The sequence below is a fragment of the Pantoea rodasii genome (genome assembly GCF_002095465.1).
Lineage (GTDB): Bacteria > Pseudomonadota > Gammaproteobacteria > Enterobacterales > Enterobacteriaceae > Pantoea > Pantoea rodasii.
Map to the genome: position 1 here is coordinate 271,249 of NZ_MLFP01000086.1, position 20,261 is coordinate 291,509.

General features: G+C 57.9%; 16 protein-coding genes and 2 pseudogenes. 17 read left to right on the plus strand and 1 reads right to left on the minus strand.

Annotated elements, in window-relative coordinates; translation table 11 throughout:
* The first annotated feature begins 6 nt into the window (after positions 1 to 6).
* From HA45_RS24610 to HA45_RS24660, 11 genes and pseudogenes are all read left to right on the plus strand, one after another.
* Positions 7 to 960 (plus strand): ABC transporter permease, encoded by a 954-nt coding sequence (locus HA45_RS24610; protein ID WP_100700903.1) that lies wholly within the window; start codon positions 7 to 9, stop codon positions 958 to 960.
* Positions 960 to 1,811 carry an ABC transporter permease gene (locus tag HA45_RS24615; protein ID WP_100700902.1) on the plus strand — a complete coding sequence of 284 codons (852 nt, stop codon included), beginning with the start codon at positions 960 to 962 and terminating at the stop codon, positions 1,809 to 1,811. The genes HA45_RS24610 and HA45_RS24615 overlap by 1 nt, the downstream gene beginning before the upstream one ends.
* The gene (locus HA45_RS24620; protein ID WP_100700901.1) at positions 1,808 to 3,472 is read left to right on the plus strand and encodes an ABC transporter ATP-binding protein; all 1,665 of its coding nucleotides are present in this window, start codon (positions 1,808 to 1,810) and stop codon (positions 3,470 to 3,472) included. The genes HA45_RS24615 and HA45_RS24620 overlap by 4 nt, the downstream gene beginning before the upstream one ends.
* Before the next feature lie 113 nt (positions 3,473 to 3,585).
* On the plus strand, positions 3,586 to 4,431 hold the full coding sequence (locus HA45_RS24625) for a GNAT family N-acetyltransferase (protein ID WP_100700900.1): 846 nt from the start codon (positions 3,586 to 3,588) through the stop codon (positions 4,429 to 4,431).
* Positions 4,431 to 5,357, plus strand: coding sequence for a 2-hydroxyacid dehydrogenase (locus HA45_RS24630; RefSeq protein ID WP_100700899.1), 927 nt, complete (start codon positions 4,431 to 4,433; stop codon positions 5,355 to 5,357). The genes HA45_RS24625 and HA45_RS24630 overlap by 1 nt, the downstream gene beginning before the upstream one ends.
* Positions 5,358 to 5,555: 198 nt before the next feature.
* Positions 5,556 to 6,872: a 4-aminobutyrate--2-oxoglutarate transaminase gene (gene gabT, locus HA45_RS24635; protein ID WP_100700898.1), complete on the plus strand. Its 1,317-nt coding sequence runs from the start codon at positions 5,556 to 5,558 to the stop codon at positions 6,870 to 6,872.
* A 142-nt stretch (positions 6,873 to 7,014) separates the two neighbouring features.
* The gene (locus HA45_RS24640) at positions 7,015 to 7,527 is read left to right on the plus strand and encodes an Lrp/AsnC family transcriptional regulator (RefSeq protein ID WP_034824599.1); all 513 of its coding nucleotides are present in this window, start codon (positions 7,015 to 7,017) and stop codon (positions 7,525 to 7,527) included.
* A gap of 239 nt (positions 7,528 to 7,766) precedes the next feature.
* Positions 7,767 to 8,212 (plus strand): annotated as a pseudogene (locus tag HA45_RS24645) (GNAT family N-acetyltransferase).
* A gap of 18 nt (positions 8,213 to 8,230) precedes the next feature.
* Complete coding sequence (locus HA45_RS24650) at positions 8,231 to 10,279, plus strand: hydantoinase/oxoprolinase family protein (protein WP_100700896.1); 2,049 nt, start codon at positions 8,231 to 8,233, stop codon at positions 10,277 to 10,279.
* 1 nt (position 10,280) lies between these two features.
* On the plus strand, positions 10,281 to 12,332 hold the full coding sequence (locus HA45_RS24655; protein WP_100700895.1) for a hydantoinase B/oxoprolinase family protein: 2,052 nt from the start codon (positions 10,281 to 10,283) through the stop codon (positions 12,330 to 12,332).
* Between the two features lie 83 nt (positions 12,333 to 12,415).
* Positions 12,416 to 13,258 carry an oxidoreductase gene (locus HA45_RS24660; protein WP_100700894.1) on the plus strand — a complete coding sequence of 281 codons (843 nt, stop codon included), beginning with the start codon at positions 12,416 to 12,418 and terminating at the stop codon, positions 13,256 to 13,258.
* Positions 13,259 to 13,370: 112 nt separating this feature from the next.
* Here the strand turns inward: HA45_RS24660 and HA45_RS24665 are convergent, their stop codons facing one another.
* Positions 13,371 to 15,536 carry a putative bifunctional diguanylate cyclase/phosphodiesterase gene (locus HA45_RS24665; RefSeq protein WP_100700893.1) on the minus strand — a complete coding sequence of 722 codons (2,166 nt, stop codon included), beginning with the start codon at positions 15,534 to 15,536 and terminating at the stop codon, positions 13,371 to 13,373.
* Between the two features lie 311 nt (positions 15,537 to 15,847).
* On the opposite strand from HA45_RS24665, the gene phnF reads away from it, so the two are divergent.
* The 6 genes and pseudogenes from phnF to phnK all read left to right on the plus strand — a co-directional run bounded on the left by phnF (position 15,848) and on the right by phnK (position 20,249).
* Positions 15,848 to 16,564: a phosphonate metabolism transcriptional regulator PhnF gene (gene phnF / locus HA45_RS24670; protein ID WP_100700892.1), complete on the plus strand. Its 717-nt coding sequence runs from the start codon at positions 15,848 to 15,850 to the stop codon at positions 16,562 to 16,564.
* Positions 16,561 to 17,007 carry a phosphonate C-P lyase system protein PhnG gene (gene phnG / locus HA45_RS24675; protein WP_100700891.1) on the plus strand — a complete coding sequence of 149 codons (447 nt, stop codon included), beginning with the start codon at positions 16,561 to 16,563 and terminating at the stop codon, positions 17,005 to 17,007. Before phnF ends, phnG begins: the two co-directional genes overlap by 4 nt.
* 71 nt (positions 17,008 to 17,078) lie before the next feature.
* A pseudogene (gene phnH / locus HA45_RS24680) lies at positions 17,079 to 17,581 on the plus strand (phosphonate C-P lyase system protein PhnH).
* Entirely contained in the window at positions 17,581 to 18,657 is a 1,077-nt protein-coding gene (locus HA45_RS24685) for a carbon-phosphorus lyase complex subunit (protein ID WP_100700889.1), read from the plus strand. Before phnH ends, HA45_RS24685 begins: the two are co-directional and overlap by 1 nt.
* Positions 18,650 to 19,498: an alpha-D-ribose 1-methylphosphonate 5-phosphate C-P-lyase PhnJ gene (locus HA45_RS24690; RefSeq protein ID WP_100700888.1), complete on the plus strand. Its 849-nt coding sequence runs from the start codon at positions 18,650 to 18,652 to the stop codon at positions 19,496 to 19,498. The genes HA45_RS24685 and HA45_RS24690 overlap by 8 nt, the downstream gene beginning before the upstream one ends.
* Positions 19,488 to 20,249, plus strand: a complete 762-nt coding sequence (phnK, locus tag HA45_RS24695) for a phosphonate C-P lyase system protein PhnK (protein ID WP_100700887.1) — start codon at positions 19,488 to 19,490, stop codon at positions 20,247 to 20,249. Before HA45_RS24690 ends, phnK begins: the two co-directional genes overlap by 11 nt.
* Positions 20,250 to 20,261: the final 12 nt, after the last annotated feature.

Below are 20,261 nucleotides of genomic sequence, written 5' to 3' on the forward strand. Positions count from 1 at the left end.
TCGCCGATGAACCGATACATGATGTTCCTGATCGCCCGACGCGCAGGCGCTGGCATCCTGACCTTGCTTATCGTTTCGGCGGTGGTGTTTTTTATCACCAGCCTGCTGCCCGGTGATGCCGCGCAGATGATTCTGGGGCAAAACGCCACGCCGGAAACGGTGGCGGCGTTACGTCAACAGCTGGGGCTCGATCAGCCCTTGTTAGTGCGTTACTTCAGCTGGCTGGCGGGGATGCTGCAGGGCGATTTTGGCACCTCGTTTGCCAGTCATCTGCCGGTGACGCAGTTGGTGGCACAGCGGATACCGGCCACACTGGAGCTGGCCGGTATCACCACGGTGATTTGTGTGCCGCTGGCGCTGGTGATCGGCATTGTTGCGGCCATGAAGCGTGGCTCGGCACTGGATCGTTTTCTGGTGATCAGCACCATGGCCACGGTGGCGGTACCGGAGTTTCTGGTGGCCACGGTAGCGGTGCTGATCTTCGCAGTGAAACTGCACTGGGTTTCAGCCATGTCGTTTGGCAGCCCGGATATGGGCCTGGTGAGCTACCTCAAAGCCTATGCGCTGCCGGTGATGACGCTGTGCTGCGTGCTGGTGGCTCAAATGGCGCGCATGACACGTTCCGCGATCATCAATCAGCTCGACAGCCCGTATCTGGAAATGGCGCTGCTGAAAGGCGTATCGCCACTGCGCGCGGTGTTGCGCCATGCGCTGCCCAATGCCGTCGGGCCAATTGCTAACGCCATCTCGCTCAGCCTGTCGTATCTGTTTGGTGGTGTGATCATTATTGAATCCATCTTCAGCTATCCCGGTCTCGCCAGTGCATTGGTGGATGCGGTGAGCAATCGCGATCTACCGGTGGTACAGCTGTGCGTGATGATGTTTGCCGCCTGCTATCTGGTGCTGTTGCTGATTGCCGATGTGCTGACGATCGCCTTTAACCCGAAATGGAGGAGCTGATGAATAGCTTGCTGCTTCCTGTACGAATTTTTCAGTCGCTGTCGATCTCGGGTCGCATTGGCCTGCTGATCTCCCTGTTCTGGGTGCTGATGGCGCTGTTCGGCAACCAGCTGGCCCCGCATAGCGTGGAGGATATCGGCGGTGGACCGATGCTTGGGGGGATCACGGCAGATAACCTGCTGGGCACCGATTATCTCGGCCGCGATATTCTCAGTCGTATTCTGTACGGCGCTAAATTCTCGATTGGACTGGCGCTGACCGCCGCGCTGGGTGCCAGCCTGATCGGCACCTTGCTGGCGTTGCTGGCCGCGGTGGCCGGGCGCTGGCTGGAAGAGCTGCTGGGGCGTATCAACGACGCGATGTTAGTGCTACCGGGTAAAGTGCTGTCGCTGATGATCGTGGCGGTGTTTGGTTCCTCCCTGCCGATGCTGATCCTGACCGCTATCTTCACCTATTGGCCCGGTGCGTTCCGTATCGCCTTCGCCATGGCCAGCAGTTTGCGCAATATGGATTACGTGCGAGCGTCGCGCTTGCGTGGCGAAAGCCGCTGGTACGTGGCGATTCACGACATCTTGCCGAATATGGTGCATCCAATGCTCACCGATTTCGGTCTGCGCTTTGTTTACATCGTGCTGCTGCTCAGCGGCTTGAGTTTCCTCGGTCTCGGTGTTCAACCGCCGTATGCCGACTGGGGAACGCTGGTGCGAGAAAACCTGCAGGGCCTGTTTAACGGCTCGCCAGCGGTACTGATGCCGGCCGTGGCGATTGCCAGCCTGACCATTGGCGCGAACCTGTTTATCGACAGCCTGCAACAAATGCGCCCGCTGACGCTGGTGAAGGAGGGAGCATGAACGTGACGCCACATACGGCAATGCCGGTTATCGCGGTAGAGAACCTGCGCGTCACTGCGCAGACCGATAAAGGCGAAGAGATCGATCTGGTTTCCGATATCCGTTTTACCGTGCAGAAAGGCGAAGTACTGGCGCTGATTGGTGAATCCGGCTCTGGTAAAACCACTATTGCCATGGCGCTGATGGGCTATGCGCGTCACGGCTGCCGCATCGCCGACGGTAATATTCATCTGGCAGGCACCGATGTACGCAGCTTGTCACCCGGCCAGCTGCGTGAGTTCCGTGGCAACAAAGTGGCTTATATCGCGCAAAGTGCGGCGGCATCGTTCAATCCCGGCATGCGTATTCTTGACCAGGTGATCGAACCGGTGGTGATCCACGGCACCATGAAACGCAAGGCGGCCAAAGAGAAGGCGATTGCGTTGTTTCGCGAGTTGGCCCTGCCCAATCCTGACACCATTGGCGATCGCTTTCCGCACCAGGTTTCCGGCGGCCAGCTGCAACGCTTAATGACCGCCATGGCACTGATTGGCGATCCAGATGTGGTGATCCTCGATGAGCCAACCACGGCATTGGATGTCACGACTCAGGTCGAAGTGCTGAAAGCGTTTCGTCGTGTTGTCGCACAGCGCGGGGTAACGGCGATCTACGTCAGCCACGATTTGGCGGTGGTGGCACAGATGGCAGACCGCATTCTGGTGCTGCTACGCGGCAAAATGGCTGAATATGGCACCACCGAACGGCTGATCGGCGCACCGCAAGCGGAGTACACTCAACTGCTGATGGACGCGGCCCGTCAGAAAGAGCGCGAAAGCAGCTGGCACTGTGCCGAGGCCAATGAGCAACCGTTGATGGAGGTGCGCGATCTCAGCGCCGGATACGGCCCGCGTGACAAACATGGCCAGCCAAAGACTCTCATCCTTGAGGATATCAATCTCAAGCTGTGGAAAGGCCAGGCGATTGGCATTATTGGCGAATCGGGTTCCGGTAAAACCACGCTGGCGCACGCCATTGCCGGACTCAATGCACCCAGCCAGGGTCATATTTTGTTTAACGGTCACTATATCAATGGCGACATGCACAAACGCCCGGATAACGAGCTGCGCCGCATCCAGTACGTGTTCCAGATGGCGGATACCGCGCTTAACCCGGCGCACAGCGTAGAGCGCATTCTTTCGCGTCCGCTGGCGCTGTTTCACGGGCTGAAAGGCGCCGAACGCGAGCGCCGTCTGCATCAGCTGCTGGATTTGGTCAAACTGCCGCGCTCGGTGTTGTGGCGGCGTCCATGGACGCTGTCCGGTGGACAAAAACAGCGCGTCAATCTGGCGCGCGCGCTGGCGGCAGAGCCCGATTTGATATTGTGTGATGAAGTGACCTCGGCGCTGGACACTGTGGTGGCTGCGGCGGTGCTGGATCTCATCAGTGAGCTGCGCCGTGAGCTGGGCCTGTCGGTGCTGTTTATCAGCCATGATATGCACGCGGTACGCGCGGTGTGCGACGATATTGTGGTGATGAAATCCGGTCGCATCGTGACGCAGATTTCCCGTGCTGATTATGATAAACCCACCAGTGAGCTGTACTTCGAGCGTCTTAAACGGGCGGTGCCGGAGCTGCGTCAAGGTTGGCTGGATGAGCATGAAGAAGTGCTTAGGGCAGAATAAAAATCACGGCATTCGTAGTGGCGCGATTCCTCGCGCATCTCAATGGCGAAACCGTTCGCGCCATAAATTGCGCCGCTACGTCGCTGGTGTGTTTTACAAGAAAGGAGCAGCAAATGATCACATTACGCGCCATGACGCAGGACGATATTGAACATGGCTACGCCATCACCCAGCAGCTGAAGTGGCCGCACCGTCGCGAAGACTGGCAGCAGGCGCTGGCGTTGGGCGAAGGGGTGGTGGCTGAAGAGCACGGACAATTTGTCGGTAGCGCCTTTGGCTGGCGTTGGGGCGAGCAGCGGGCCACCATCGGCCTGGTGGTGGTCAATCCGGCGTGCCAGGGGCGCGGCATCGGCAAACAACTGATGCTGGCGGTGTTGGAAACCTTCCCGGATTACCATATCCGCCTGCACGCCACGGAAATGGGGAAAGGGCTGTATGAAAAGCTCGGTTTTGTTGTCACGGGCACCATTCAACAGCATCAGACACGTGAACTGGCTGCCGTGCCGGCGGTGAACATTCCCACCGGTTTAACCCTGCGTAATGCGCAGCCTGCTGATGCCGAATTACTGATTGAACTGGATCATCAGGCGCACGGCATGTGGCGCGCGCAGCTGATGCAAACGCTGGTTGCCGATCATCAAACGGTGCTATTGCAGGATGCCCAACAGCGGGTGCACGGTTTTGCCAGCCTGCGGCGTTTTGGTCACGGCTGGGCGATTGGCCCGGTGATCGCGCTCAACCTTGATGTGGCGCAGGCGCTGATTGCGGCGCTGATGCAAGGACTCGGCGGTGAGTTCGTGCGTATCGATACCGATGGCGCGCTGCCGCTGGCGGCCTGGCTGGAAAGCTTAGGGCTGGCAAAAGTGGATGCGCCCACCACCATGTTCTGGGGAACGCCATGGTCACCACAAGAGGGTGAGATGCAGGCGTTTGGGTTGATGACCCAGGCGATGGCCTGATGCATATCGTCTATAAATCCGAAGCCACACGTGGCGCGCACTGGCAGCGCTGGCTGGCAGAGCATGCGCCGGATGTGCAGATGCATATCTGGCCAGACATCGGCGATGCCACGCAGGTCGAGTTATTGATCGCCTGGCAGCCGCCGGAAGATGTGATGGCCACTTTCCCGAATCTGAAGGCCCTGCTGTCGGTCGGTGCCGGTGCCGATCAGTTCGATCTCGGCCAGCTCCCGCCTGAATTGCCGGTGGTGCGTATGATCGAACCCGGTTTGACACAGGGCATGGTGGAGTACGTCACCTTTGCCGTGCTGGGGCTGCACCGGGATATGCCGCGCTACTTCCAGCAGCAGCGAGCCGCACAGTGGCAAACCCATCCCATTCGCACCGCCCATCAACGGCGCGTCGGCGTGATGGGATTGGGTGAACTGGGGCAGGCTTCGCTGAGACAGCTGGTGTCGCTGGGATTTGACTGCGCAGGCTGGAGCCGCACGCCGCGTGAACTCAACGGCGTGCGCTGCTGGCATGGCGCAGAACAGCTGGGCGATTTTCTGGCGCACAGTGAGATTCTGGTGTGCCTATTGCCGCTGACCGACAGCACACGCGGCATGCTCAACGCTGAACTGTTTGCACAACTGCCCACCGGCGCGGCGCTGGTGCAGGTTGGACGTGGCCCGCAGCTCAATGCGGACGATTTACTCACGGCCTTGAACGGCGGGCAGCTGAGTGCCGCGGTGATCGATGTGACCGATCCCGAACCCTTACCGGTTGAGCATCCCTTCTGGCAGCATCCTGCTATTTGGCTGACCCCACACATCGCCAGTCAGACGCAAACCGACAGCGCGGTGGCCGCGTTGCTCGATAACCTGCGCCGCTATCAACGTGGCGAACCGATGGTCGGTGTGATCGATCGCAACCGGGGATATTAACCGGCAACAGTAATAGTGAGCTGCTGCGCGGCGGGCTTTGCACGTCTTCTCCTCCCTGAAGTGTGCAAAATTTCCCCGCTGATTGGCAGACGATTTTGACAGGAAATGCCGCTGCTCAGCTGATTACAGCAGCGTGAGAAACCAACGGGTTGCGATACTTGAGCCAACCGAACGTTACGTGGATGAGGGTTTTTGAAAATGCAGAATGTCATGGCGGAGCAGCAAACGTATAGCGATAACGGCCTGTTACTGGACGCACGTGAGCAGCATGTGCCACGTGGTGTCGTCACCGCGCATCCGTTGGTGATTGAGCGGGCGAAAGGCAGTGAAGTGTGGGATGTGGAAGGCAATCGTTACCTTGATTTTGTTGGCGGTATTGGCGTGCTGAATGTCGGTCACAACCATCCGGCGGTGGTGAATGCGGTGACGAAGCAGCTCGGACTGGTATCACATGCCTGTTTCCAGGTCGTTGCTTATCCGGGCTATATCGAACTGGCAAAGCGCCTGAATGCGCTGGTGGGTAAGGGCGAAGATTTCAAAAGCGTGTTCTTCACCAGCGGCGCAGAAGCGGTAGAAAATGCCGTCAAAATTGCACGCGCACATACCAATCGCAGCGGCATCATCGCTTTCGACGGCGCGTTCCACGGCCGTACGCTGCTGGGATGCACGCTAACCGGCATGAGCCAGCCTTATAAGCAGAACTTCGGACCCTTCGCGTCAGAAGTCTACCGTTTACCGTACCCGAACGCTTACCACGGTGTAAGCGATGATGATTGTCTGCAAGCGCTGGAGCAGCTGTTTGCCGTGCAGATCCTGCCAGACCGCGTGGCCGCAATCATCATTGAACCGGTGCAGGGCGATGGCGGCTTCCTGCCTGCAGGGGCGAACTTTATGCAGGCGCTGCGTCGTATCACGGAAAAACACGGCATCGTGCTGATTCTCGATGAAGTGCAAACCGGTTTTGGTCGCACCGGCACCTTATTCGCCTTTGAGCAGTTGGGCATTACGCCGGATCTGGTCACGGTGGCGAAGAGCCTGGGCGGCGGGTTGCCGATTTCCGGTGTAGTAGGCAAAGCAGCCATCATGGATGCGCCGTTGCCTGGCGGTCTCGGTGGCACCTATGGCGGTAATGCGCTGGGTTGCGCAGCGGCGCTGGCGGTGCTGGATCTGCTGGAAAACGATAATCTGCTGGCACGCAGCAATCAGCTCGGCGAGCAGCTTAATGCACGCCTGCAACAGCTGGCGGAGAAATACGCCTGTATCGGTGAAGTGCGCGGCGTGGGTTTCATGCAGGCGGTGGAGATCATCGACTTCGAAACCAAACGGCCTGACGCGGCGATGACGCAGAAAATTCTCGACTGCGCCTGTCAGGAAGGCCTGCTGCTGATCAAGTGCGGCCTGCATCGCAACGTGGTGCGCTTCCTCGCACCTTTGGTGACCACCGATTCTCAGCTCGAAGAAGCGCTACATATCTTTGATATTGCGCTGGCTCGCGCCAGCGGTCGGCTGGGATAAATCCGGCTTCCTCATTGATATCTTTGGAATTATTGACTCGACCAATGAAAGACGTGGCGCGCGGAAGTCACTGGCGCCGCCACGTCAAAGCGTGATATACCATCGTAACAACCTGCGCGATTGGTCAACAATGAGGGGTGCTATGAACGGCTTAATGAAACTCGACCGCATCGACATCAACATCCTGGTGCAACTACAAAAAGATGGCCGTATCAGCAACGTCAATCTCGCCGACGCCGTAGGACTGTCACCCAGCCCATGTCTGCAACGGGTGAAACGCCTGGAGCAGGCGGGTTTTATCACCGGCTATGAAGCCCATATTAATCTCACCAAAATTACCGATTCCGTTACCGTATTTACTGAGGTCACGCTCTCCGGCCATCGCCGCGAAGACTTTATGAAATTCGAAAATTCGGTTCGTGATGTGGATGAGCTGATGGAGTGCCACCTGATCACCGGCGGCTACGACTATTTGCTGCGCTTTATTACCCGCAGCATTGAGCATTATCAGGAAGTGATTGAGAAAATGCTCGATGCACAGATCGGTATCGATAAGTACTTTAGTTATATCGTGATTAAATCCCCGATCATGAAAAGCACCGTGCCGTTGCGCTCGCTGATTGCGAAGCATAATTCGGTAGATTTTAGTGTGTAACTGACCTGCACCTTTAGCTGTAGCGGCGCGATTTATCGCGCGGGTTTCATTCAGCAACTTTAACGCTGGAAAGCACCCAGTAATTTGCGCCGCTACCGTTTTCGTCCGCAAAACCTCACAGCATAAAATTTCTTCCTCGCCCTAAATTCCCTTTATCTTTACTGTTCCGGCCGTGGCTTCACGCGCGCCGTGTGCCTACTCATCCGTACACTCAATTTATCGCTTTACAAGGAGTTGCCATGACCGCCTTAACCCTTGCCGATCACCTGTGGCAGCGCGATGACTTCACTATCTCCACTGAACGTCAGCGCCTTGATATGGATTACATTCACCAACAGCTGACAGAGAAGTCTTACTGGGCCACCGCACAGCCTCGCGCGAAAACCGAGCGCGCGTTTGCCGGCTCGTTGCCGTTTGGTGTTTATCACCAGCAACAGCAGATTGGCTTCGCGCGGCTGGTGACGGATTACACCCGATTCGGCTGGCTGTGCGATGTGATGATCGATGAACACTGGCGCGGTCATGGTCTGGGTAGCTGGCTGGCGACCTGTGTGCGTGCGCACCCGGAGCTGGCCACGGTGCACCGCTGGATGCTCTCCACCAATGATGCCCATCAGCTGTATCAGCGCCTTGGCTGGCGCGTGGTGCAGGATCCGCAAAACTGATGGAATTTCCTCTCTCCTGATATTGGAGTTTTCTCACCATGGGTTACCGCGTTGGCGTGGATATTGGCGGATCGTTTACCGATTTTGCCGTGCTGAATGAACAGACTAATCAGATTCATACGTTAAAAGTGCTGTCGCGTCCGGATCAGCCGGGCAGCGAAATTCTCACCGGTCTGGCGCAATTACAGCAGCGCGACGGTATTGATCCGCAGCACATCAACTACTTCACCCACGGCACCACCGTGGGCATCAACGCGGTGATCCAACGGCGTGGCGTGCAGCTGGCGCTGTTTGCCACAGAAGGTTTTTGTGATGTGCTGGAGCTGGCGCGTCTCAAGATTCCGCATATTCACGATCTGTTCTCACGGCGGCCAGCGCCGCTGATCACGCGCGACCGGGTGTTTGCCATCAAAGAGCGAACTGACCGCCACGGCAACGTATTGCTGCCAGTCGATCGGCAAAGTGTGGTGGCGGCCATCGAACAGGCGCGGGCCGCAGGTTGCCAGGGCATTGTGTTATCGCTGCTGCACAGCTATCGCAATCGCCACAACGAAGCGGCCGTCAAAGCCATCATTGATGAGGTGGCTCCAGAGCTGCTCACCTCTTGTTCCGCCGATATCTGGCCAATCATTCGCGAATATGAGCGCACCATCACCGCCACCATCAATGCCTATGTGCAGCCGATGGTGATCCACTATCTGGAATCCTTTGAGCGCGCGCTGCACACCATGGGCGTGGTGTCACCGCCGCGTATCACCAAATCCAACGGTGGCGTGATGGGCGTGGAGCAGGCGAAAAGTGAATGCGTGCAGATGGTGTTATCGGGCACCGCTTCGGGGGTAATCGGCGCCAGCTTCCTCGCCAGCGCCTGTGGCTTTGACAAAATTCTGAGTCTCGATATCGGTGGCACCAGCGCAGATGTCGCTGTGATCGTCGAGGGGCAAGTGGCGCAGGGCAACGGGGAAATCATCGGTGATTTCCCAATTTATATTCCGTCGGTAGCCGTGACATCGGTCGGGCAGGGCGGCGGATCGCTGGCATGGATCGATAATCAGGGCGTGTTGCAGATGGGGCCTGACAGCGCCGGATCGCTGCCGGGTCCGGTGTGCTTCCAGCGCGGCGGTACGCAACCGACCGCTACGGATGCTTTCGCTGCCTGCGGCATGATCGGCCACGGCGATCTCGGCTACAACGCGGTGAAAGTGGATGTGGCGGCGGCTCGCGCCGCCTGGCAGCCGCTGGCAGACCGCTTGGGTATCTCGGTAGAACAGACGGCCGAAACCGCCATCGAACTGGCGATCTCCAGCATGTACGGGGATACCAGCGGATTACTGTCGCGCTTTGGCCTCGATCCCCGTGAATTTTGGTTCCTCGCCTTTGGCGGTGCCGGACCGATGATGGGCTGCTTCCTGGCGCGTGAACTCAATATGAAAGGGGTGATCGTGCCGCCAACGCCGGGCGTGCTATCCGCGCTGGGAGGTCTGGTGGCGGATATTCGCAATGACTTTATCCGCACGCTGTACAGCGATCTGGATATGAGCCTGGCCGACAGTCTGGCGACAGAAGCGGAGGTGCTGAGCCAACGTGCGCGAGCCTGGCTGACTGAACAACACGGTGCGCAGATGCCGTATACGCTGCACTACAGTGCAGATATGCGTTATCGCGGCCAGTCGTTTGAGATTGAAGTGGCGCTGGAACCTGCATGGCTGGCGCAGGCCAATGTCGCTGCATTGCACGATGCCTTTGATCGCCAGCATCAACAGCTGTTTGGCCATTTTGATGCCAGTGCGCCGGTGCAGATCATTAATCTGCGGTTGGTTATCGCTTCACCGACGCCTAAACCCACGTTGAATCGGTTGCCTGCCGCCACACTACCGGCTGAGGTCGCCAGCCAGGTTAGCGCCTGGATTGACGGCGCATCACATCAGGTGGATGTGGTGGTGCGCGCCAGCCTGCGTGCCGGCCATCATTTAACCGGGCCGGTGATCATCGCTCAGGATGACTGCACCACCTGTGTTCCACCGCATATGCAGGTGGATGTGGATACCTTTGGCAACCTGCTGATCACCCCAGTTGAGGCGCACTAAGATGGCAATTGACGGACGTAACCTGCAGATTCTGGCCAACTATTGCGCCGCCGCGGCAGACGCTATGGCGTTTACCTTGATGCGCACCGCGCACTCGACTTTTGTTAAAGAGACCGAAGATTTTTCCTGCCAGATCGTCAGCCGTGACGGCCTGGCGTTCGCCTCACCGCGCAGCTTTGGCGCGCCCTGGTACAGCGGCATTGATTACGGCCCGGTGTTGGCGCTGATCGACAGCTATCAAGAGGGCGATATCTGCATCACCAATGATTCGTATGCGGGCAATGTGGCAACCCACTCGCCGGATATCCATATCTGGAAACCGGTGTTCCATAACGGTGAGATAGTCTGCTTTGTGGTAGGGCATATCCATAACACCGACGTGGGCGGCGCAGTGCCGGCCTCGCTTTCACGCTCGCTCACTGACATCGTGCAGGAAGGCATCCGTATTCCGCCGCTGAAGATTGTGCGCAACGGTGAATTAAATGAGGAAGTGGCACGCATCATGCGCCTCAACGTGCGCGTGCCGGATCAAAACTGGGGTGATTTTAAAGCGCAAATTGCGTCGGTAAATGTCGGGGAGCGTAAAATTCACGACATCATCGCGCGTTTTGGCATTGACGATTTTCTGCAGGGTATTGAAGGCATCCTTGATTATGCTGAAGCACAGGCGCGCAGCGTGATCGCCACTATTCCCGATGGGGAATACTTTTATGCCGATTTTGCTGATGAGGACGGCGAGGGCGGTTTTCCGTGCCGCGTGGCGATCACGCTGCGTATCACCGGCGACACGCTGGAACTGGATTATACCGGCAGCGATCCACAGCTGGCCTCATCGCTGAATATGCCGACTGGCGGGCGCGAACGTCATCCGCTGGCGCTGGTCGGCGTCACCTATGTGCTGGCGACGCTGGATCGCAATCTGCTGCTCAATGCCGGTACTTTGCGCCCCACGCGTGCCATTCTGCCACCGGGCACGGTGATGAACTGTGAAGCACCCGCGGCGGTGGGCATGCGTTCGCTGACCTGTGCGCTGTCGCAGATTGCCACCCTCGGCGTGTTCTCACAGGCGCTGCCGGATCGCTTACCGGCTAACTCGCCGGGCGGCAACTCGATCATGAATATCCGCACCAGCGACAGCCAGAATCGTAATGTGGTGGCTTCGTTGGGGCCGGTGGGGGGTGGGGCAGGCGGTACGCCACGTCACGATGGCCCGGATGGATCGGGCGGCTTGTCGGCGTTTCTGAAAAACACGCCGATTGAGATTAACGAGGCGGAAGTGCCGATTCATTTCCATCGCTACGGCTTAGCCGCAGACAGCGCTGGAGCGGGACGCTATCGCGGCGGCCTGGCCACCGAAATGGCGTTTGAGATCTTTGCGCCCAACACCACCGTAACGGCGCGCAACCGTAACCGTTCAGTGTTCGCTTCGTCAGGCGTGCTGGGCGGTGAATCCGGTGCGCTGTCGCACTTCCGCACGCTGCGCCAGGGTCAAGCCATCGAGCACGGTAATACCGATGTGATCCACTGCCAGCCGGGCGATATCGTTGAGGTGCGCGGTCCGGGCGCGGGGGGTTATGGCTTGCCGGTGGAGCGTGATTCCGCTGCCGTACTGCAAGATGTACGCTGCGGGTTCGTCACCGCGCAGGTGGCGCGAGACCGCTATGGTGTCGCGATTGTCGCTGGCGAAGTCGATCAGGCTGCTACCGCCCGTTTACGCGCTGAGATGTGCACCGAGGCGCGACAGCATTTTGATCACGGCGCGGCCCGCACGGCGTTTGAACAACAGTGGACACCGGCACGCTATGTGTTACTGACGGCATTTCTGGCAGCCGCACCGGTCAGCTGGCGACACTTCCTCAAGCAACAGGTGTTTGACGCCGTGGCGGCAGATGCACAATCGGCGGCTCTTGAGGCCGTCACAGCGAATGCACAATCGTCAGCACTTGAGGCCGTCACAGCGGATGCACAATCGGCCGCACTTGAGGTGCAGATGCAGGCTATCTTCCACCATCTGCAACAACGCTATCCGGCGATGATGAACCGGTCGCACTAAGCGCTAATATTCAGCTTCAGGCTTTGCCATAGTCTTTTGTTGCCCGATGACGTTTCATCGGGCGCACTTAAGAGGATGTCACTATGGCTTCAGCAAACACGCCCGTTTGGTTTATTTCTGGTTGTTCAACCGGCTTTGGCCGTGAGCTGGCGCAGCAGACCATTGCGCGCGGCTTTCATACCGTGGTGACTGCGCGTGACCCGGCGAAAGTGCAGGATTTGGTGGCGGGGCACGACAATGCCCTTGCGGTGGCATTGGATGTGACCGATGCGCAGAGTATCGAGCGAGCCGTTCAAGCCGCGCTGGATAAATTCGGCACCGTGGATGTGCTGGTGAACAATGCCGGCTATGGCTATCAAAGTTCAGTCGAAGAGGGGGATGATCGCGAGATCCGCGCTCAATTCGATGCTAACGTCTTTGGCCTGTTTGCCTTAACGCGCGCGGTCTTACCGGCGATGCGTAAACAGCGTCGTGGACACGTGATCAATATCACCTCGGTGGCCGGATTCATTGGCTTCGCCAGCTCGGGCTATTATTCGGCCAGCAAACACGCGGTGGAAGGCTGGTCTGATTCACTGGCGGTGGAAGCTGCACCTTTAGGCATTCATGTCACCTGTGTCGAACCGGGGCCATTCCGCACCGACTGGGCGGGGCGTTCATTGCACCAGACGCCGAGCACCTTACCGGAGTATGCCGACACGGCGGCGGCACGCATGAAAGCCACTTCCGAATACAGCGGCACCCAGGCAGGCGATCCGGCACGCGCGGCAGCGGCGATGATAGCCATCACAGAACACGATAATCCACCGCGCCATTTGGTGATGGGCGCATGGGGTTATGATGCGGTGACCAACAAGTTGAAAGAGCGCCTGGCGCAGATCGAGGCCTGGAAGCAGACGTCGATTGATACGGATTTTCCTTCTTAACCTGTTTCAGAGGCCCATAAATAGCGTCCCTGCGCATTAGGTATTTTTCGTAGAGGCCGTTTATGCACCTCTGGCATTGGAGGGCGCCATAAACGGCACCCTACGAAGGTATTCACATCATCTTTTCAATCTCTTCGAACGGCACGGCCTGGCTGAAAAGATATCCTTGCAGCTGATTACAGCCTGCATCGGCCAGCGCCATTTTCTGGCCTTCGGTTTCGACACCTTCGGCGGTCACCGTTAAACCCATGGCGTGACCCAAACGTACCACCGATTCCACAATCGCAGTGGAGTTTTGCGCCACGCCAAGCGATTGAGTGAAAGAACGGTCAATTTTGATTTTGTCGACCGGGAAGGTGCTGAGATAGTTCAGGCTGGAGTAACCGGTGCCGAAATCATCCAGCGCGATGCGGAAACCGGCTTCACGTAGCGCGATAATGTTATTGCGCGCCTCGTGTTCATCCTCAATCAGCACTCCTTCGGTGATCTCCAACTCCATGTGCAGCGGATCGGCACCTTCTTCACGCACAATCTCAATAATGCGTTCAACAAAGCCGCTGGCACGGAACTGCACCGGAGACACATTCACCGCGACGATCACCTGCGGCAGTTTGATGGAGGTTTTACAGGCCTCACGCAATACCCATTCGCCAAGTGGAATGATCATGCCGGTCTCTTCGGCGATGGCAATAAAATCACCGGGCGAGACGTCACCGCGTATTGGATGCTGCCAGCGCAGCAGGGCTTCCAGGCCCACCACGCGCTGCCCACTGATCTCCATCAGCGGTTGATACCACACGCGCAGGCCATCGAAATTCACCAGCGCCTGGCGTAAATCCGTCGCCATCTGCTGACGCGTGCGCAGGGATTCATCCATCACGCGTTCAAACTGACGATATTGTCCACGCCCGCCATTTTTGGCTTCATACAGCGCAATATCCGCTTTGCGCATCAACTCCAGACGGTCAATGCCGTCTTTCGGTGCCAGCGCCAGCCCGATACTCACGCCGACCCATACTTCGCTGCCTTGCAGCTCATAAGGTTCGCTCAGTTCACTGATAATGCGTTTCGCCAGCGCCTGAACCTGACCAATGTTATCGACATCCGGCATCACCACGATAAATTCGTCGCCACCGATGCGGCCCACCGTATCACTGGCGCGCAGGATGTGATTGAGACGTCGCGCAACCTCGATGATCAGCTCATCACCCGCGTGGTGGCCATAGGTATCATTGATATTTTTGAAGCGATCGAGATCCAGCAACAGCAGCGCCACACGCTGATCGTGGCGTGCCGAGACGGCCAGTGCCTGAGAGAGACGGTCCTCAACCAGCGCACGATTGGGTAGCCCCGTGAGGACATCATGAAACGCCAGATGCTGCGCCTGGGCTTCACTGGCGCCAAGCTTCAACAGTGACTGCGATAAATTCAGTGAAGAGGTCCAGATGCGGCGCACCATAAACAAGCACAGCAAGGTGATCAACACCACGGAAAGCAGCGTCGATGGACCCAGCATGCGCAGCATCTGTGCGCCGGGTTTATCGGGCTGCCAGCTCAGGTAGCCCACGGCATCACCCTGTTGTGAATTGAGTTGATACAGCGCGTCTTTTCCCGGCTGTGGCGCACCATCGCTGAAGTGCAACTGACGCAGCTGGCTGCGATCCGCCAGATTACGCAAATAGCCGTCATCAAGGAATTTAATGCTCACTAACCGATAACGTCCCGCCTCACGCGTGCTGCTGATATCCCCGACTGCCAGAGCGGCTGCCCGCTGGCCAATACGCACAAAATCAGCGCGATCGCTGGGGCCCGCCACCACATCGCTATTCACCACTAAAGGGCTGTTCAGCATGTCCTGTAAGTAATGACCGATGCTCTCACTTGAGACGCGTTGCCCGTTACGCCAGACCGCCAGCGGCAGATTGTTACGATCAACCAGCAGAATCAACTGATGATCAAACATATCAAACAGCCAGCCCCCGATATTTTGATCCAGCCAGTTTTGATCCGGTGAGCCTGAGGCCAGCTGATTGGCGAGCGGAGACCAGCGCGTCAGGCTGCGTAGCTGACGTAAATGTTCACCAAGGCTCTGCGCAAAGGAGGCTTCAATCATGCGCTGCTGCTGATCGCGCGCCTGTTCATTAGACAGGGACGTACCCCAAAACAGACCTGCGCCTGCTCCGGCAAAGGTGAGAAGCAAAATGGCCAGCAGCGGTAAAATCACTTCCCGCACAAAATTGCGGCGAAAACCGTCGGACAGTTTTATTGTGTTAATCATTTCAGGGTTCGCGTAACAAGAAGGGCTCATTAATTAAGTTAGCAGACTTTGCGCAAGCTGCACTCCGTAAGGCTAGCGATAAATGAGTGAAAATAAGCGATAATTTTTTGAACACTGTCACAAAGGCAACAGTTAAAAATATTTTATTAAAACCACAGCCGTTTCGCTTCGATCCTGCTGCCCTAAAGCAAATTCATCCTCACGTCATTGAGCCGTCACGGCACTGTCATCTGGCTCGCGCACTGTAGTCGCCATCTCGCAGCACTTGTCGCTGCGCTCCTCAACCTGTAGCGAATGAGGTATTGAACGTGATGGAGATATCCAGACATCCGACCACTGTTTATCAGGCGGTCGCCGCCCAACTGGAGCAGGCACTGCAAGAGCGCTATCGCTGTGGTGACTATCTGCCTTCCGAACAACAGTTAGCCGATCACTACGAAGTGAATCGCCACACGCTGCGCCGTGCGGTGGATGAACTGGTGAATAAAGGGCTGCTGCAACGCCGCCACGGCGTCGGCATTCTGGTGCTGATGCGGCCTTATGATTACCCACTGCATGCTCAGGCACGCTTTAGCCAAAACCTGCTGGAGCAGGGCAGTCATCCCACCAGCGAGCGTTTGCTGGCGGTGCTGCGTCCGGCCAGCAGCGATGTGGCCAGCGCTCTTGCCATCAATGAAGGCGATAACGTGATTCATCTGCGCACCTTGCGCCGGGTGAATGGTGTGCCGGTGTGCGTCATCAACCACTTCCTGCCGGAACTGAGCTGGTGGCCGACAATGCAGCAGTTCCAGAACGGCTCACTGCACGATTTTATGCAGCAGCACCTCGGTCTGGATTTAACCCGTTCGCAAACCCGTATCAGCACCCGCCGCGCGCAGGCCAAAGAGTGTAAACAGCTGGAGATTGCACTGCAGTCGCCGCTGCTGTGCGTGCGCACCCTGAATAAACACCGCGACGGTCAGGTAGCGGAATACTCCGTCAGCCTGACGCGTGGCGACATGATTGAACTGACTCTGGAGCATGAATGAAACAGCAAACCGCGCGCCAGCATTGGCTGTCGGTCCTCGCGCACAGCGAAGCCAGCCAGCTCGATGCGCATTGGCAGCCGCTGCACCTGAATACGCAATTTGAATCTGTCCGTCCAGCCGAAACCGGTTTAACCCGCCTGCAAGCGCGCATGGGCGGCAGCGGTAAACGCTTCGTGATGGGCGATGCCACGGTGACGCGTGCGGTAGTGAAACTGCACGACGGCACCCTCGGCTTTAGCTATGTGTTAGGGCGCGATAAAGCCCACGCCGAACGCTGTGCGGTGATTGACGCACTGTTGCAACAGCCAGAGACCCAGGCGCTGTTGCAGGAAAAATTGATTGCCCCGCTGGCGGCCCTGCGTGAAGAGCAGCGTCAGCTGCGTGCACGTGAAATCGCCAGCTCTAAAGTGGATTTCTTTACGCTGGTTCGCGGAGATAACTAATGACATTACTCGCCAGTTTTAACCATCCGGTTGCCGATTCACAGCGTGCTTTTCGTCGCATCCTGAAAGCCATGAGCGAGCCGGGCGTGATGGTCTCACTGCCACTGGAGCAGGGCTGGGGCGATCTGTCTCCTGCCGCGACGGCGGTCCTGCTGACGCTGGTCGATCAGGAGAGTGCACTGTGGCTGGATAGCCGAGTGGACAGTGAAACCGTCCGCAGCAATCTGCGTTTTCACACCGGCGTGCCGATTGTTGAAGATCGTCATGCACCGTTTGCCTTAACCCATGCAGCGTCAAATCCGGATCCTGCGCAGTTTGCGCCGGGCGACAATATGTCACCGGAAAAAGCACCACGCTGATCATTGAAGTGCCTTCGCTCAACGGCGGGTTAACGCTGCGTCTGTCCGGTCCTGGCCTGCGTGAATCGCGCGCCATCGCCCCACAGCTGCCGGAAGCGATTTTGACCTATCTGCGCGAGCGTCCACATCCGTTCCCGCTGGGCGTGGATCTGATTTTCACCTGCGGTGAAGCGATGATGGCCTTGCCTCGCACCACCGACGTGGAGGTGTGCTGATGTACGTTGCGGTTAAAGGGGGCGAGAAGGCGATAGCCAGCGCCCATGAGCTACAGGCTGATTTGCGCCGTGGCGACCGCGATGTCGCAGAACTCGGTTGCGATCAGGTTGCGCAACAGTTGGGTTTGGCGGTGGATCGCGTGATGACCGAAGGCGGCATCTACGACCCGCAGCTCGCGGCACTCGCCATTAAACAGGCCAGCGGCGACCTGGTGGAAGCGATCTTCCTGCTGCGCGCCTATCGCACCACGCTTCCCCGTCTGGCCGACAGCCTGGCGCTGGATACCGATGAAATGCGCATCGAACGTCGTATCTCGGCGGTTTATAAAGATCTACCGGGCGGCCAGGTTCTGGGTCCCACCTACGATTACAGCCATCGCCTGCTGGATTTCACCCTGCTGGCCAATGGCGAAACGCCGGCGGCACCGCGTGACGACCAGGCGTTGCCCGAGCGCTGTCCGCACGTGTTCAGCATGATGACCAAAGAAGGTCTGGCGGCACGCGAAGAGGATGATGGCAGCGAGCCGTGCGATATCACCCGCGAGCCGCCGGGATATCCCGCGACGCGCGCTGCCCGCCTGCAACAGCTGGTGCGCGGTGATGAAGGTTTTCTGCTGGCACTGGGTTATTCCACGCAGCGTGGTTACGGTCGCAACCATCCGTTTGCTGGCGAGATCCGCACCGGCTATCTCAGCGTGTCAATTTGCCCGGAAGAACTGGGATTTGAGATTGAGATCGGCGAGATCCTGCTGACCGAATGTGAAATGGTCAACGGTTTCACCACGCAAACCGAGGGCGCACCGCACTTTACTCGCGGTTACGGGCTGGTGTTTGGTCGCACGGAGCGTAAAGCGATGGCGATGGCGCTGGTGGATCGTGCCCTGCAAGCCCCGGACTACGATGAACGAATTGCCGGTCCGGCGCAGGACGAAGAGTTTGTGCTGTCGCATGCCGACAACGTGGAAGCGGCGGGCTTTGTTTCGCATCTGAAACTGCCGCACTACGTCGATTTCCAGGCGGAGCTGGAGTTGCTGAAACGCCTGCGTGAACAGGTTCAGGAGCAAAACGATGAGTGAGTTAACCGGCTATAACAACGGCTATCTGGATGAGCAGACCAAGCGCACCATTCGCCGCGCGATCCTTAAAGCGGTCGCGATTCTAGGTTATCAGGTGCCGTTTGCCGGACGTGAAATGCCGATGCCTTATGGCTGGGGCACCGGCGGCATTCAGATCACTGCCAGCATCATTGGTGACAGCGATGTGCTGAAGGTGATTGACCAGGGCGCGGATGACACCACTAACGCGGTATCCATCCGTCGCTTCTTCCAGCGTGTCAGCGGGGCGGCGACCACTGAAGCCACCAAAGACGCCACGCTGATCCAGACGCGCCACCGCATTCCAGAAACGCCATTGCAGGAAGATCAGGTGCTGATTTTCCAGGTGCCGATTCCTGAACCGCTGCGCTTTATCGAGCCGCGTGAAACCGAAACCCGCACCATGCACGCGCTGGAAGAGTACGGCATCATGCAGGTGAAGCTGTATGAAGATATTGCCCGCTACGGCCATATCGCCACCACCTATGCCTATCCGGTGAAGGTCAACGATCGCTATGTGATGGATCCGTCGCCGATTCCAAAGTTCGACAACCCGAAAATGCACATGATGCCCGCGCTACAGCTATTTGGTGCCGGGCGTGAAAAACGCATCTATGCGCTGCCGCCGTATACCAAAGTCGAAAGCCTCGACTTCGACGATCACCCGTTCACCGTTCAGAGCTGGGATGAGCCCTGTGCACTGTGCGGTTCGCGCCACAGCTACCTCGATGAGGTGGTGATGGATGATGCCGGTACGCGCATGTTTGTTTGCTCCGATACCGATTTTTGCCACCAGCAGCAGGAACAACAGCATGCACAGTGAACAGCCGCTGCTTGCGGTCAACAATCTGACGCACCTTTATGCGCCAGGCAAAGGTTTTGAAGATGTTAGTTTTGAACTCTATCCGGGTGAAGTGCTGGGCATTGTTGGTGAATCGGGTTCCGGTAAAACCACTTTGCTGCGCAGCCTGTCGGCGCGTTTGGCACCGCAGCAGGGCAACATTCTTTATCGCGCTCAGGACCTTTATCAGCTGAGTGAAAGCGACCGCCGCCGTTTGCTGCGTACCGAGTGGGGCGTGGTGCATCAGCACCCGCTGGATGGATTACGTCCGCAGGTGACGGCGGGCGGCAATATCGGCGAGCGTTTGATGGCCGTCGGGCAGCGTCATTACGGTGACATCCGTAAAGAAGCGATGCGCTGGTTGCAGGATGTCGAAATCCCCGCCAATCGCATCGACGATTTTCCCACCACCTTCTCCGGCGGCATGCAGCAGCGTTTGCAGATTGCGCGCAACCTGGTGACGCAACCGACGCTGGTGTTTATGGATGAGCCGACCGGCGGTCTGGATGTGTCGGTGCAGGCGCGACTGCTGGATCTGCTGCGCACGCTGGTGCGTGAACTCAATCTGGCGGTGGTGATCGTCACCCACGATCTCGGCGTGGCGCGCTTGCTGGCGCACCGTCTGCTGGTGATGAAGCAGGGCCGAGTGGTGGAGAGCGGTCTGACCGACCGGGTGCTGGACGATCCGCACCATCCATACACGCAGCTGCTGGTTTCATCGGTGCTGGCTTAATTTCATCAGGAC

Excerpts from the sequence above, each read along its gene's own strand:
- gabT (WP_100700898.1), top strand. The coding sequence starts at position 5,556 with ATGCAGAATGTCATGGCGGAGCAGCAAACGTATAGCGATAACGGCCTG.
- HA45_RS24640 (WP_034824599.1), top strand. The coding sequence starts at position 7,015 with ATGAACGGCTTAATGAAACTCGACCGCATCGACATCAACATCCTGGTG.
- HA45_RS24625 (WP_100700900.1), top strand. The coding sequence starts at position 3,586 with ATGATCACATTACGCGCCATGACGCAGGACGATATTGAACATGGCTAC.
- HA45_RS24610 (WP_100700903.1), top strand. The coding sequence starts at position 7 with ATGAACCGATACATGATGTTCCTGATCGCCCGACGCGCAGGCGCTGGC.
- HA45_RS24650 (WP_100700896.1), top strand. The coding sequence starts at position 8,231 with ATGGGTTACCGCGTTGGCGTGGATATTGGCGGATCGTTTACCGATTTT.
- HA45_RS24615 (WP_100700902.1), top strand. The coding sequence starts at position 960 with ATGAATAGCTTGCTGCTTCCTGTACGAATTTTTCAGTCGCTGTCGATC.
- phnG (WP_100700891.1), top strand. The coding sequence starts at position 16,561 with ATGAAACAGCAAACCGCGCGCCAGCATTGGCTGTCGGTCCTCGCGCAC.
- HA45_RS24620 (WP_100700901.1), top strand. The coding sequence starts at position 1,808 with ATGAACGTGACGCCACATACGGCAATGCCGGTTATCGCGGTAGAGAAC.
- phnF (WP_100700892.1), top strand. The coding sequence starts at position 15,848 with ATGGAGATATCCAGACATCCGACCACTGTTTATCAGGCGGTCGCCGCC.
- HA45_RS24630 (WP_100700899.1), top strand. The coding sequence starts at position 4,431 with ATGCATATCGTCTATAAATCCGAAGCCACACGTGGCGCGCACTGGCAG.
- HA45_RS24665 (WP_100700893.1), bottom strand. The coding sequence starts at position 15,536 with ATGATTAACACAATAAAACTGTCCGACGGTTTTCGCCGCAATTTTGTG.
- HA45_RS24685 (WP_100700889.1), top strand. The coding sequence starts at position 17,581 with ATGTACGTTGCGGTTAAAGGGGGCGAGAAGGCGATAGCCAGCGCCCAT.
- HA45_RS24690 (WP_100700888.1), top strand. The coding sequence starts at position 18,650 with ATGAGTGAGTTAACCGGCTATAACAACGGCTATCTGGATGAGCAGACC.
- HA45_RS24660 (WP_100700894.1), top strand. The coding sequence starts at position 12,416 with ATGGCTTCAGCAAACACGCCCGTTTGGTTTATTTCTGGTTGTTCAACC.
- HA45_RS24655 (WP_100700895.1), top strand. The coding sequence starts at position 10,281 with ATGGCAATTGACGGACGTAACCTGCAGATTCTGGCCAACTATTGCGCC.
- phnK (WP_100700887.1), top strand. The coding sequence starts at position 19,488 with ATGCACAGTGAACAGCCGCTGCTTGCGGTCAACAATCTGACGCACCTT.